The organism is Pseudoxanthomonas sp. (assembly GCF_035999195.1).
Lineage (GTDB): Bacteria > Pseudomonadota > Gammaproteobacteria > Xanthomonadales > Xanthomonadaceae > Pseudoxanthomonas_A.
The window spans coordinates 122,089-136,367 of record NZ_DASYGY010000004.1; the positions used below are offsets into that span (position 1 = coordinate 122,089).

10 protein-coding genes are annotated in these 14,279 nt (G+C 68.9%); 8 read left to right on the forward strand and 2 right to left on the reverse strand.

Annotation, left to right across the window (positions count from 1 at the left end; all coding sequences use genetic code 11):
* The first annotated feature begins 3 nt into the window (after positions 1-3).
* The 6 genes from VGN58_RS01255 (at position 4) to VGN58_RS01280 (ending at position 9,233) form a co-directional block, all read left to right on the forward strand.
* Positions 4-1,029, forward strand: coding sequence for a LacI family DNA-binding transcriptional regulator (locus tag VGN58_RS01255; protein WP_327480842.1), 1,026 nt, complete (start codon positions 4-6; stop codon positions 1,027-1,029).
* A gap of 228 nt (positions 1,030-1,257) precedes the next feature.
* Positions 1,258-4,284, forward strand: a complete 3,027-nt coding sequence (gene pgmB / locus VGN58_RS01260; protein ID WP_327480844.1) for a beta-phosphoglucomutase — start codon at positions 1,258-1,260, stop codon at positions 4,282-4,284.
* A 73-nt stretch (positions 4,285-4,357) separates the two neighbouring features.
* Positions 4,358-6,760 carry a TonB-dependent receptor gene (locus tag VGN58_RS01265; protein WP_327480846.1) on the forward strand — a complete coding sequence of 801 codons (2,403 nt, stop codon included), beginning with the start codon at positions 4,358-4,360 and terminating at the stop codon, positions 6,758-6,760.
* 140 nt (positions 6,761-6,900) lie between these two features.
* Positions 6,901-8,142, forward strand: a complete 1,242-nt coding sequence (locus VGN58_RS01270) for an MFS transporter (protein WP_327480848.1) — start codon at positions 6,901-6,903, stop codon at positions 8,140-8,142.
* A 72-nt stretch (positions 8,143-8,214) separates the two neighbouring features.
* Positions 8,215-8,673, forward strand: a complete 459-nt coding sequence (locus VGN58_RS01275; protein WP_327480850.1) for a DMT family transporter — start codon at positions 8,215-8,217, stop codon at positions 8,671-8,673.
* Positions 8,670-9,233 carry a DNA-deoxyinosine glycosylase gene (locus VGN58_RS01280; protein ID WP_327480852.1) on the forward strand — a complete coding sequence of 188 codons (564 nt, stop codon included), beginning with the start codon at positions 8,670-8,672 and terminating at the stop codon, positions 9,231-9,233. Before VGN58_RS01275 ends, VGN58_RS01280 begins: the two co-directional genes overlap by 4 nt.
* Here VGN58_RS01280 and VGN58_RS01285 read toward each other — a convergent pair.
* Complete coding sequence (locus VGN58_RS01285) at positions 9,195-9,953, reverse strand: hypothetical protein (RefSeq protein ID WP_327480854.1); 759 nt, start codon at positions 9,951-9,953, stop codon at positions 9,195-9,197. The two genes, VGN58_RS01280 and VGN58_RS01285, sit on opposite strands and share 39 nt — an antisense overlap.
* A gap of 273 nt (positions 9,954-10,226) precedes the next feature.
* Between VGN58_RS01285 and VGN58_RS01290 the strand changes: the two genes are divergently transcribed.
* Complete coding sequence (locus VGN58_RS01290) at positions 10,227-11,654, forward strand: dihydrolipoyllysine-residue acetyltransferase (RefSeq protein WP_327480856.1); 1,428 nt, start codon at positions 10,227-10,229, stop codon at positions 11,652-11,654.
* A gap of 77 nt (positions 11,655-11,731) precedes the next feature.
* Positions 11,732-13,906 carry a dihydrolipoyl dehydrogenase gene (gene lpdA / locus VGN58_RS01295; RefSeq protein WP_327480858.1) on the forward strand — a complete coding sequence of 725 codons (2,175 nt, stop codon included), beginning with the start codon at positions 11,732-11,734 and terminating at the stop codon, positions 13,904-13,906.
* A 66-nt stretch (positions 13,907-13,972) separates the two neighbouring features.
* On the opposite strand, the gene VGN58_RS01300 is transcribed toward lpdA, so the two are convergent.
* Positions 13,973-14,176 (reverse strand): DUF2061 domain-containing protein, encoded by a 204-nt coding sequence (locus VGN58_RS01300; protein WP_327480860.1) that lies wholly within the window; start codon positions 14,174-14,176, stop codon positions 13,973-13,975.
* Positions 14,177-14,279: the final 103 nt, after the last annotated feature.

Genomic DNA, 14,279 nt, shown 5'->3' on the forward strand with positions numbered 1-14,279 from the left:
CGCATGCCCCCTGCCAAGCGCAAGCCGCGGGCGCGCGCCGACCTGCCGACGCCCGGCGGACACCTGACCATGGCGGACCTGGCGAAGGTGGCCGGCGTCTCGGCGATCACCGTGTCGCGCGCGCTGCGCGACAGCCCGCTGGTCAATGCGGAGACGCGCGAACGCGTCCGCCAGGTCGCGCAGCAGTACGGGTATTCGTTCAATGTCAGCGCGCGCAACCTCAAGCTCCGTCGCAGCATGACGGTGGCGGTGGTGGTGGAGATGAAGCCCACGGTGGAACGGCAGATGTCCGGGCCGTACCCGCTCGACCTGCTCGGCGGCATCACCCAGGAACTGACATCCACCGGCTACAGCGTGCTGCTCACGTCGCTGCAGGGCGGTTCGCTGCCCAACGTGCAGGCGGCCGACGGCGTGATCCTGCTCGGCCAGGGCGCGCACGAGGACGCCATGCACGAAGTGCAGCGCTGGGGACGGCCGATGGTCGTCTGGGGTGCGGTGAGCCGTCACGAGTCGCAGGTGGTCGTCGGCAGCGACAATCGGCGTGGCGGCGCGCTGGCGGCGGAGCGCTTCATCGCGCTCGGTCGGCGGCGGCCGGCCTTCCTCGGCGATCCGGCGCATGGCGAGTTCGCGGAGCGGCTGGAAGGCTTCGGCGACGCGCTCGCCCGCCATGGCATCACGCCGTTGACGCCGACCGTCGCGAGTTTCACCGTCGGTGCCGGTGCGGACGCGGTGCATGCGCTGCTGGAAACCCACCCGCAGGTCGATGCGCTGTTCGCCGCCAGCGACCTGCTGGCCATCGGCGCGATCCGCGCGCTGATCGAGCGCGGCCGCCGCGTACCGGAGGACGTGTCGGTGATCGGTTACGACGACACGCCGCTCGGCGCCACCTACGTGCCACCGCTCACGTCGGTGCACCAGAACTTCATCGACGCCGGCGTGCTGCTGGCGCGCAAGGTCCGCGCCCTGATCGAGGGCGATGCGGCGGCGTCCGAGACCCTGCCGACCCACCTGGTCGTCCGCACCACCTGAGCGCAGCGCACTGCTGCATTGCAGCGGCTACCCGGTAGACATCCGGGCGCGCCGACGCGGGCCTTTTCTCGCCTAACGCATTGAATAAAAAGAGTTCTGTCCACCGCGCTGCCCGCGCCAAGGCCGCGGTGCAGGACGTCGGAGACCGCTTTGACATCGATAACTTGACATCGATAACAACGGCTTTTAGCGTGCCCCCGCCCGTGGTGCCACCACGGGCGGCAAGAGATGAGCACGAGGATGTCGGTGGAACAGCAGCAAGCGCAGACAACGGAGCAGGACACGGCGCGGGGCGAGGGCCGGTCCGATCCCTGGCGGCTCACCCAGCGGGCCTTCGATGCCGGACGTGCGGCGCGCGACGAGACCCTGTTCGCGCTGGCCAACGGCACCCTCGGCGTGCGCGGCGCGCTGGAGGAAGACGACAGCGCCAGCGACGGCACCTTCCTGTCCAGCGTGTTCGAGCAGAACCCGATCCACTACCACGAGCGTTTCCCCGGCTTCACCCGCAGCACCGACACGCGCGTGCCGGTGGCCGAGGGCAAGCACCTCCGCCTGCAGCTGGGCGACGTTCCGCTGCGGTTGGCGGAGGCGGAATGGCTGGACTTCGAACGCACCCTGGATCTGGAAGCCGGCATGCTGCACCGGCGCCTGCGGCTGAAGACGCCGCAGGGCCACACGCTGCAGATCACCGCGCAGCGTGTGGTGCCGCTGGCCGAGCGCGCGCTGCTGGCGATCCGCTTCGAGGTGGCCTCCGTCGATTACGCGGGGCCGCTGACGGTGGTGTCGTCCATCGAGACCGGCCGGCAGGCGGTCGAGCAGGGCGATGATCCGCGCATCGGCGTGCATGGCGGCAAGGATCTGCTGGTCGCGGACGAGCACGCCGATGCCGACCACGCGCGGCTGACCCAGCGCACCCATCACAGCGGCGTGGCGCTGGTCTGCGCACAGGGGCACCTCATGTCGCCGGCGTTGGCCTTCGACGGTGCGGCGGTGGAACCGGGACGCGTCGAGCAGCGCTTCGTCGCGACGCTGGCACCCGGCGCGTCGGTGACGATCGAGAAGTTCGTCGCCTACGACGATGGCAACGGCGCGGCGGCCGACCGCGTGGATGCCGTGCTCGCGCGCGCGTCGCGCGACGGTTTCGACGGCATCGCCACCGCGCAGGCCGCCTCGATGCAGGCGTTCTGGCAGCGCGCCGGCCTGTCGGTGGACGGCGATCCGACGGCGGCACTGGCGCTGCGCTTCAATCTGTTCCACCTGCTGCAGTCGGCGGGCCGCGACGGCATCACCGGCACGGCCGCCAAGGGCATCACCGGCGAGGGCTACGAAGGCCACTGCTTCTGGGACACGGAAGCCTTCGTGCTGCCGGTGATGGCGTTCACCGCGCCGGACGTGGCGCGCGCCATGCTGATGTACCGCTACCGCACCCTGGATGGCGCACGCGACACCGCGCGCGCGATGAACCACCCGTGCGGCGCGCTGTATCCGTGGCGCACCATCGCCGGCCGCGAATGTTCCGCGCACTATCCCAGCGGCTCGGCGGCGTACCACATCAACGCCGCCATCGCGTACGGGATCGGGCTTTATCTCGACGCCAGCGATGATCTCGACTTCCTCAGCGAGGCTGGCGCCGAGATTCTTTTCGAGACCGCGCGCATCTGGCCGCAGGCAGGCCACTTCAATCCGCGCCTCGGCGGCGCGTTCTGCATCCACGAAGTGACCGGTCCGGACGAATACACCACGCTGGTCAACAACAACTGGTACACCAACCGCATGGCGCAGCGGCACCTGCAGCGCGCGGTGGACGCGTGGCACCGGCTGTCGGCCGATCGTCCCGACGCCCTGCGGGCGCTGGCCGCGCGCATCGGGCTGGACGCCGCAGAAGTCGCCCTGTGGCAGCGCGCCGCCGATGCCATGCACCTGCCGGTCGACGAGGCGCTGGGCATCCATCCTCAGGACGACGACTTCCTCGGCAAGCCGCGCTGGCCGTTCCCGAAACGCGAGGGCGCGCACCGCCCGCTGCTGCTCGACTACCACCCGCTCACGCTGTACCGCCACCAGGTCTGCAAGCAGGCTGACGTGGTGATGGCGATGGTGCTGGCCGGCGACGGAATCGACCCGGGAACGAAACGGCGCGATTTCGATTACTACGAAGCGGTCACCACCCACGACTCCACGCTGTCTGCGCCGGTGTTCGGCATCCTCGCCAGCGAAGTGGGGCAGGACGAGAAGGCGTGGCAGTACTTCGACGCCAGCCTGCGCGTGGACCTGGACGACCTGCACGGCAACACCGACCACGGCGTGCACATGGCAGCGATGGCGGGCAGCTGGCTGGGCCTGGTACAGGGCTTCGGCGGCCTGCGCGTGGTGCGCGGCCGGCTGCAGTTCGCGCCGACGCTGCCGCGGGCGTGGAAGGGATACGGGTTCAACCTGCGCTGGCGCGGCTGCGTGTTGCGGGTGGACGTGGAGGCGCGCGGCGTGCGCTACCGGCTGGATGAGGGCGATGCGCTGGCGTTCGGCCACGCCGGCAGCGACGTGCACCTGACGCGGGGCCGCGAGGCCGTGCTGCCGCTGGCCGTGCCGGCGCCGCCCAAGGCGATGTTCCCGCGTGCGTGCGACGCACTGATCTTCGACCTGGACGGTGTGCTGACCGACACCGCGCATACGCACTACCGCGCGTGGAAGCGGCTGGCCGACGACATCGGCGTGCCGTTCGACCTGCAGGTCAACGAGCGGTTGAAGGGCGTGGACCGGATGGCGTCGCTGGAGATCATCCTGGAGCGCGCGTCGCGCACGTATTCCGCCGACGAGAAGCGCGCGCTGGCCGACACCAAGAACGGCTACTACGTGCAGGAGATCGCCAGCGTCGGTCCGCAGGACCTGTTCGATGGCGTGCGTGAGGTGCTGGAGGCCGCGCGTGCGGCCGGGCTGAAGCTGGGCCTGGCCTCGGCCAGCCGCAATGCGCCGGCGCTGCTGGACAAGCTGGGCATCGCAGACCGTTTCGACTACATCGCTAACGCCGGCCGGATCGTGCGCGCCAAGCCCGACCCGGCCATCTTCCTGGATGTCGCGGCAGCACTCGGCGTGCCCGCACACCGCTGCATCGGCGTGGAAGACGCCGCCGCCGGCATCGAAGCCATCCATGCCGCCGGCATGGCCGCCGTGGGCATCGGCGATGCGCGCGCGTTGCGCCATGCCGACGCCGTGATACCCCGCATCGCCGAGTTCGACCTGAGGACGTTCGTTTCGCCTTGACCGCACGCGGCCACAGAAGCCGCGGCGGCAGCCTGTCACTACAACAACAACGCATTACGTGGAGGGAGAGACCATGCAACACACCAAGCACCCGATGCGCTACGCCCTGTCGGCCGCCATTGCGCTGGCCCTGGCGCCGACGCTGGCATCCGCACAGGAGGCGGCGCCGGCCGCCGCCAACGATGATGCGACCACGCTGGACGCGGTGGTCGTCAGCGGCACGGCCAAGTTCAAGGGCCTGCGCAAGCGCGACGCCAGCTTCTCGATCAGCACGGCCACGCCGGAGCAGATCCAGGAAACCGCGCCCACCAGCACCGCCGACCTGCTGAAGATCGTGCCGGGCGTGTGGGCGGAGGCCAGCGGCGGCGGTACCGGCGCCAACGTCTTCGTCCGCGGCATGCCCTCCGAGGGCGATGCGCCGTTCTTCACCCTGCAGCTGGACGGCTCGCCGATCTTCCCGCCGCCGACGCTGTCGTTCCTCGAGAACACCACGCTGTTCCGCATCGATGACACCATCGCGCGCGTCGAAGGCCTGCGCGGTGGTCCCAGTCCGATCTATTCCAACGGCCAGCCCGGCGTCACCGTCAACTTCATCCAGAAGAAGGGCGAGGACACGCCCGAAGGCCTGGTGCGCATGACGCTGGGCACCGACAGCCTGCGCCGGGTCGACTTCTACAGCGGCGGCCCGCTGAGCGCGGACAGCGGCTGGTACTACAGCGTGGGTGGCTTCTACCGCGAGACCGACGGCGTGCGCCAGACCGGCTTCCCGGTGGAGAAGGGTGGGCAGCTGAGCGCCACGCTGACCAAGCGCTGGGCCGAAGGCGAGTTCAACCTCTACGCGCGCCACACCGACGACAAGAACACCTTCTATACGGCGGTGCCGCTGGTCTCGCGCAACAACGGCCAGGACATCTCCAGCTTCCCCGGCCTGGACGCCACCACCGGCACGCTGGTCGGCGACGACTTCCGCCGGGTGACGCTGCCGACCGGCGTGGGCAACCAGACGATGACGCGCGACCTGGCCGATGGCCGCGGCGTGGACATCGACGTGTTCGGTGGTTCGCTGGACTGGTACGTCGGCAACTGGACGATCAGCGACAAGTTCAACTACCTCAAGGGCGATGCGCCGACCTATGCGCTGTTCACCGGCGCCAACCCGCAGACGCTGTCCTCGTTCATCACCGATACCTACGGTGCGGGCGTGACCGGCACCGGCAGTTTCGTCAACGGCGGCGGTACGGTCGATCCCAACCAGCAGGTGCTGACCGCGGGCTTCTGGGTGGTGGACAAGGAAATCAGTTCGTTCACCAACGACCTGCGCTTCAGCGTCGACCTGACCGAGCGCAATTCGCTGACGTTCGGCGTGTACTACGCCGACTACTCGTCGAAGGACCGCTGGTGGCTGGGCAACAACATGCTGCTGACGGCGCAGGACAACGCACGCCGGGTGAACCTGGCGCTGTCCGATGGCCGCGTTGCCACGCGCGACGGCTTCGTCGGCACCGCGTTCTACAACATCCGCGGCGACTACGATGGACAGAACACCGCCTTCTTCATCGCCGACGAATGGACCGTCAACGACCGCGTCCGCCTGGATGCCGGCGTGCGCTACGAGCGGCAGGAGATCAACGGCACGGTGTGGGATCCGGTGACGCGCGACCTGGATGGCGACCCGAACACCCTGTACGACAACACCACCTCGGTCTCCACCACGCCTCGCAGCATCGACCAGAACGACAGCGACGTGTCGTGGACGGCGGGCCTGAACTACACGCTCAATGACAGCGTCAGCCTGTTCGGCCGGGTCAACTCGGGCTTCACCTTCCCGCAGTTCGACAACCTGCGCGATGGCGCCAACAACAAGACCGAGATCGACCAGTACGAGCTGGGCCTGAAGGCCGGCGGCGAGACGTACGAGATGTACCTGACCGCGTTCTACAACGATTTCACCGGCCTGCGCTACCAGGCGTTCGACAACAACGGCAACAACGTCGTGATCATCGGCGATTCGAAGGCGCGTGGCCTGGAGTTCGAGGGCGCGTGGCGACCGGTGGGCGGTTTCGAGCTGGCGTGGAATGCGACCTGGCTGCGCGCCAAGTACGGCGACTTCTCCACGTTCGACGGCAACCAGGTGGTGCGCCAGCCGAAGTTCCGCGCGCGACTGACGCCGAGCTACTACTGGTCGATGCCGTGGGGCGACCTGAAGGTGTTCACCACCTACACGCACGTGGGCGATCGCTATTCCGATCCCGCCAACGGCCAGGTGCTGCCCGAGTACGACACTTGGGACATCGGCGCCAGCGCGCACGTGGGCGACCACTGGGAGTTCACCTTCTCGGGCCGCAACGTGACCGACGAGATCGCGTTGACCGAAGGCAATGCGCGCGTGCTGGGCAATGCGACCAGTGGCGGCGTGTTCATGGGACGGCCGCTGGAAGGCACGTCGTACCAGGCCTCCGTCGCCTACCGCTGGTGACGTACCGCGGCCCGCGTTCGCGCGGGCCGCCTTCCGCCGCCGCATGGTCTCTCCAGGTGCGGTGGCGGATATCCTCTTAGCACCGGGCGTTGCGCGGCGGGGCCGCGCCGACGCCGCGCACGACCCGACCGGTACCGCCCATGACGCGCACCCGCATGATCCTGGCGATGATCCTGACCTACATGATCTTCGCCATGCTGTTGAACTCCGTGGGCACGGTGATCCTGCAGTCCATCCAGGGCTTCGGCATCAGCAAGGCCGATGCCAGCCTGCTGGAAGCGTTCAAGGACCTGCCCATCGCCATCACGTCGTTCCTGGTGGCGTCGTTCCTGCCGCGGCTGGGCTACCGCCGGGCGATGATGCTCGGCCTGCTGCTGGTCGCCGCCGCCTGCGTCGCCATGCCGCTGCTGCAGGCGTTCTGGGCGACCAAGCTGCTGTTCGCCACGGTCGGCGTGGCGTTCGCACTGGTGAAGGTGTCGGTGTATTCCAGCATCGGCCTGCTGACCGGGGACGCGAAGGCGCATGCGGCGCTGACCAGCACGGTGGAGGGCTGGTTCATGGTCGGCATCCTGGGCAGCGCCTGGCTGTTCGCCGCCTTCATCAATGCCGACGTGCCGGGCGATCCGGTCTGGCTGGACGTCTACTGGGTGCTGGCGGCGCTGTGCGTCGCGGTGATCGTGCTGCTGGCGACCTGCACGCTGGACGAGCGCGCGGCGCAGGATGGCCATGCGGCAGGCGAATCCTTCATCGACATGTTCCGCCTGCTGGCGCTGACGCTGGTGGTGGTGTTCCTCGTGTCGGCGTTCCTCTACGTGCTGATGGAACAGGCCATCAACACCTGGCTGCCCACGTTCAACCGCGAGATCCTGCACCTGCCCACCACCCTCAGCGTGCAGGCGGCCAGCATCTTCGCCGGTTCGCTGGCGCTGGGACGACTGGGCGGTGGCGTGCTGCTGCGACGGATTCCCTGGTTCTGGCTGCTCTCGGCCTGCGTACTGGCGATGGCGGTGCTGGTGCTGCTGGCGTTGCCGCTGGCCGCCGACGTGCAGGCGCGCGACGGCATGACCTGGTGGAACGCGCCGGCGGCCGCCTATGTCTTCCCGATGATCGGCCTGCTGATGGCGCCGATCTATCCGGCGATCAACTCCGTGGTGCTCAGCGCGCTGCCGAAGTCGCGGCATGCGGCGATGACGGGATTGATCGTGGTGTTCTCCGCACTGGGCGGCACCACCGGTTCGTACGTGACCGGCCAACTGTTCGCGCACTTCGACGGATCGCGGGCCTTCTACCTGCTGCTGGTGCCGATGGCGATGCTGCTGGTGTCGATGGCGCTGCTGCAGCGCGCGGTGTCGAAGCGGCAGGGCGGTCCGCAACCGGCATGACGCGCCGGCGTTGACGCCTCGCGACGCGGGCGTGGCGTATCGTGCCGCCTCCCGACCTGCACGAGACGATCCATGAACGCGACCGGCGTGGCCCTGGCCCTCTTCATCGGCATGCTGTTGCCGCTGCAGGCGTTGATCAATGCATCGCTGGGTCGGCAGAGCTTCGGGCCGCTGTTCGCCTCGCTGTCCTCCTTCCTGGTGGGCACGGGCGTGCTGCTGGCGTGGTGGCTGCTGACGAAGCCGGTGTTCGTTCCCGCCGCGTTGGCCAAGGTGCCGTGGTGGGCATGGACCGGTGGCGTGATCGGCGCGGTGTTCGTCGCGTCCGCCACGCTGCTGGTGCCGCGGCTCGGCGCGGCGTCGCTGATCTGCCTGGTGGTGGCCGGGCAGCTGGTGGGCTCGGTGGTGCTGGACCACTTCGGCGTGCTGCACGCGCGGCAGCCGGTGGACGCGCTGCGCGTGGTCGGCCTGCTGATGGTCGTGGCAGGTGCGCTGCTGGTGGTGAAGCCCTGGCAGCCGGCGGCAGGCGCGTGAGCGGAGGCGACGTACTGACCGGGCTGCCACCGGTGGTGGCCCCCGACTGTCGCGTGCTGGTGCTGGGATCGATGCCCGGCGTTGCGTCACTGCAAGCCGCGCGCTACTACGCCCATCCGCGCAACCGGTTCTGGCCGGTGATGGCGGAGTTGGCGCACCTGGTGCCCGATGCGTCCTATGCCGACCGCCTGGCGGCACTGCAGCGGGCGGGCATCGGGCTGTGGGACGTGATCGGCCAATGCCGCCGCAGCGGCAGCCTGGACAGCGCCATCGTCCGCGGCAGCGAACGGGCGAATCCCATCGCCGACCTCGCGCGGGGGCTGGACGGCCTGTGCGGCATCGCACTCAACGGCGGGACCGCGGCGACGATGTTCAAGCGGCATGTGGCGCCGCAGCTGGACGAGGGCCTGCGGCATCGCGTGCGCATCATCGCGCTGCCCTCGACCAGCCCGGCGCACGCGGCGATGGATCTGGCGCGGCTGCGCGAGGCCTGGGGCGTGCTGCGGCCGCTGCTGCCGGCGTCAGCCGTGCGCGGTTCGCGCGGACGGACGCAGCCGTAGCCAGAGGGTCTGCGCCGCCAGCACTACCGCCACCGCCACGGCGACCAGCGCGGCGGTGTCGCTGCCGGACAGCGTCGAGTCGCTCTGCTTGAGGTAGACCGCCGCCAGCGCCCACAGCGCCGCCGCCACGAACGGCAGGTTGCCGCGCATGCGCCGGTTCGCCCACAGCAGCAGGGCGGCGGCCGCGGCGAACAGCACCAGCGTCCACGGCAGCATCGCGTCGGTCGGGAGCAGCCGGTAGGCGACGATGACCTGTGCGGTGTTGAGGAACGCCGCCAGCGACAGCCAGCCGGCGTGCAGCGACAGCGGCGCCCACGCCCATACGGTGAGACCGGGGGTGCCGTCGCGCGCGGCCGACAGTGTCAGCGCACAGGCCAGCAGGCACGCCAGCGCTGCCCAGATGATCAGCAGCGCCAGCCAGAACAGCTGCATCGAGAAGACCGGCATCCACACCGCGGTCAGCGCGAACCCGGCCGCCGCCCAGGGACGCACGCGCGCCACGACCGGCGCCGCCGCGTGCCGCGAGAACGCCTGCCAGGCACCGAATGCCACGTCCCACAGGAAGATCAGGCCCCAGATGGCGAACGCGTAGCCCGCCGCCACGATCAGCGTGGGGTACTGGTCGGAAATGGCGCCGTTGGTGGGGCCGAAGGCGCCCCGCTGCGAAAACCAGGAAACGAGCGGCATGGCGAGGGACAGCAGCAAAACGAGCCAACGCATGGGAATCTCCTTGACCGGATGGGGCGGGATGCTGCCGGCAGGGCCGTGAACACCGCATCCACATACGCGGCCGGACGCGTGGCGGATGAAACATGCGGTCCCGTATCGCAGGCGTCCGCTCACGTCGGGGCCGACCAAAGCGATACCAATGCGTCGCACGACGCCTGCAATGTCCCGTCGTGGACATCAATTGGCGACAACGAACGGTTGGCGCATCGCGCCGCTGCGGACACAATAGGGGTTCCCTCTTCACGCACGCACCGGAGTAACGCCATGTCCGACATCAAGGAAGCCAAAGTCCCCGATATCGGCGACTACGACGGCGTGCCGGTGATCGAGATCCTGGTGGCCGTGGGCGACACGGTGAAGAAGGACCAGGGCCTGGTGACGCTGGAATCGGACAAGGCCACGATGGAAGTGCCGTCGCCGTTCGCCGGCGTGGTGAAGGAGATCAAGGTCAAGCTGGGCGACGAGATCGCCAAAGGCGCGGTCGTCGCGCTGATCGAAACCAGCGAAGGCGCCGCCGAGGCGAAGCCCGCCGCCGCACCCGCACCGACCGCCACGGCCGAAACCGGCGCGAAGGTCGAACCCGTCGCCGTTTCGCCGACCCCCGACAAGATCGCCCAGCGCGAGATCGCGCAGGAGCGCGCCGCACCCGCCGTGGCGCCCGCCGCCTCGCGCGTGCTGGACGACAAGCCGGGCATCGATCCGGAAGCCTCGCCGCCGCGCACCCCGCCGGTCGAATTCAACGCCGACCGCGTGCTGCCCGAGAAGGTCGCCTACGCCAGCCCGGCCGTGCGCCTGTTCGCGCGCGAACTCGGTGTCGATCTCAACCAGGTGAAGGGCAGCGAGCGCGGCGGCCGCATCAGCAAGGAAGACGTGCAGAAGTACGTCAAGGGCGCGCTGGCCGGTGGCGTCCCGGCGCCGGCTGCGGCGGGCGCACCGGCTGCGGCGGATGGCGGCCTCAACCTGCTGCCCTGGCCGAAGGTGGACTTCAGCAAGTTCGGCGAGACCGAGGTCGTCCAGCTGTCGCGCATCAAGAAGATTTCCGGCGCCAACCTGGCGCGCAACTGGGCGATGATCCCGCACGTCACCCAGCACGACCACGCCGACATCACCGACCTGGAAGCGCTGCGCGTGGCGCTGAACAAGGAAAACGAGAAGGCCGGCATCAAGCTGACCATGCTCGCCTTCCTGATGAAGGCCAGCGTGTCGGCGCTGAAGAAGTTCCCCGACTTCAACGCCTCGCTCGACGCCAGCGGCGAGAACCTCACGCTGAAGAAGTACTTCCACATCGGCTTCGCCGCCGACACGCCGAACGGCCTGGTCGTGCCGGTGATCCGCGACGTCGACAAGAAGGGCGTCAACGAGATCGCGCAGGAAAGCGGCGAGCTGGCGAAGAAGGCGCGCGAGGGCAAGCTCGGCCCGGCCGAGATGTCGGGCGGCTGCTTCTCGATCTCCTCGCTGGGCGGCATCGGCGGCGTGGCGTTCACGCCGATCGTCAATGCGCCGGAAGTCGCCATCCTCGGCGTGTCCAAGTCGTCGATCCAGCCGGTGTGGGACGGCAAGCAGTTCCAGCCGCGCCTGATGCTGCCGCTGTCGCTGAGTTACGACCACCGCGTGATCGACGGCGCCGCCGCCGCGCGCTTCACCGCCTATCTCGCCCAGCTGCTCGGCGACATGCGCCGCGTGCTGCTGTGAATCCGTAGGGTGGGCCCCGGCCCACCGACCCGAACCAACCACGGTGGGCCCAGGCCCACCCTACGAAAGAGAGTGGTATGGCAAACACGATCGAAGTCAAAGTCCCCGATATCGGCGATTACAGCGATGTGCCGGTCATCGAAATCCTGGTTGCCGTCGGCGATACGGTGAAGAAGGACCAGGGCCTGGTGACGCTGGAATCGGACAAGGCCACGCTGGAAGTGCCGTCCTCGGCGGCCGGCGTGGTGAAGGAACTCAAGGTCAAGCTGGGTGACACGCTGTCCGAGGGCAGCGTCGTGGCGGTGCTGGAAGCGGAGGGCGCCGCTGCGTCCGCGCCCGCACCGGCGGCAGCGGCCGCTTCGCCCCCATCCCCGCCTTCCCCCGCGAGCGGGGGAAGGGGCGCGTCTGCGTCGCCTTCGGCATCGGCGCCTGCCGCGCCGGCCGCCGCTGCACCCGCACCGTCCGGCGGTGGTGGCCTGATCGAGGCCAAGGTGCCCGACATCGGCGACTACGACGGCGTGCCGGTCATCGAAATCCTGGTCGCCGTGGGCGATACGGTGAAGAAGGATCAGGGCCTTGTGACGCTGGAATCGGACAAGGCGACGATGGAAGTGCCGTCGCCGGCCGCCGGCGTCATCAGGGAGATCAAGGTCAAGCTCGGCGACGAACTGGCCGAGGGCAGCCTGGTGGCGATCATCGAAGGCGAGGGCGCCGCAGCCTCGGCGCCGGCCAAGGCCGCCCCGGTGGCGCCGTCGCCGGCCGCGCCCGCCGCACCCGCGACCTCGGCGCCGAAGCCGGCGCTGGGCACCGGCAAGCCGGCCGACATCGAATGCCGCATCGTGGTGATCGGTTCCGGTCCGGGCGGTTACACGGCGGCGTTCCGCGCGGCCGACCTGGGTCTGGATACGGTGCTGATCGAGCGCTACGACGCGCTGGGCGGCGTCTGCCTCAACGTCGGCTGCATCCCGTCCAAGGCGCTGCTGCATGCGGCCGCCCTGATCGATGAAGCCTCGCACTCCGACGACATCGGCATCAGCTTCGGCAAGCCGAAGATCGACCTCGACAAGCTGCGCGGCTTCAAGCAGGACAAGGTGGTCGGCCAGTTCACCAAGGGCCTGGCCGGCATGGCCAAGCAGCGCAAGGTGCGCACGGTGACCGGCGTGGCGAAGTTCGTCTCGCCGAACGAACTCGAGATCGTTGGCAGCGACGGCAAGACGCAGCTGCTGCGCTTCGAGCAGTGCATCATCGCCGCCGGTTCGCAGGCGGTGAAGCTGCCGAACTTCCCGTGGGACGACCTGCGCGTGATGGATTCCACCGACGCGCTGCAGCTGGCCGAGGTGCCGAAGAAGCTGCTCGTCGTCGGCGGCGGCATCATCGGCCTGGAAATGGCGACGGTGTATCGCGCGCTGGGCGCCGAAGTGACCGTGGTCGAGTTCATGGACCAGCTGATGCCGGGCGCCGACAAGGACCTGGTGAAGCCGCTGGCCGACCGCCTGAAGAAGCAGGGCGTGATCATCCAGCTGAAGACCAAGGCCGCCAGGGTCGAAGCGTCGAAGAAGGGCATCACCGTGCACTTCGAGAGCGCCACCGAAGGCCAGAAGCCGGAGCTGGAGTCGGGCACCTGGGACCGCGTGCTGGTCGCCGTGGGCCGTTCGCCGAACGGCGGCAAGCTCGATGCCGACAAGGCCGGTGTCACCGTCACCGACCGCGGCTTCATTCCGGTGGATGCGCAGATGCGCACCAACGTGCCGCACATCTTCGCCATCGGCGACCTGGTCGGGCAGCCGATGCTGGCGCACAAGGCCACGCACGAGGGCAAGCTGGCGGCGGAAGTGGCGGCCGGCGAGAAGAAGGAGTGGGTGGCGCGGGTGATCCCGTCGGTGGCCTATACCGATCCGGAGATCGCGTGGGTCGGCGTGACCGAGACCGAAGCCAGGGCCAAGGGCCTGAAGATCGGCGTGGGCAAGTTCCCGTGGGTGGCGTCGGCGCGCGCGGTCGGCATCGGTCGCGGCGAAGGCTTCACCAAGCTCATCTTCGACGAACACACCCACCGCATCATCGGCGCCGGCATCGCCGGCGTGCACGCGGGCGACCTGATCAGCGAGCTGGCGCTGGCCATCGAGATGGGCGCGGAAGCCGGCGACATCGGTGCCACCATCCATCCGCACCCGACGCTTGGCGAGACGGTGGCGATGGCGGCCGAAGTCTACGAAGGCACCATCACCGACCTGTACATCCCGAAGAAGAAGTAAGCCGTTCGGGACGTTCAAAAAGAAAAAGGCCACGCGGATGCGTGGCCTTTTTCGTTGGTGCGCCGATCAGGCCGGCAACGGGGCGGCCCGCAGGGCCCGCCGCGCCTCGATTCGCTTCCACACCTTTTCATGGAAGTGGAAGACGACCGTGTTGCAGGCCGGCTCGATCAGGGCCAGCGCGCCACCCACCAGCAGGCTGCCGGTGAACAGGTAGCCCAGGGTGAAGGCGACCGCGAAATGCAGCATCGCGAAGCTCAGGGTCTTGTTCACGGCGGGGCTCCAGATGAGAACTGATCTCAAGTATGGGCGCCCCGCGCGTGCCGTCCAATGAAAGGTTCTGCTTGAAGCGATAAGCAGGACCTATTGTCCAGGG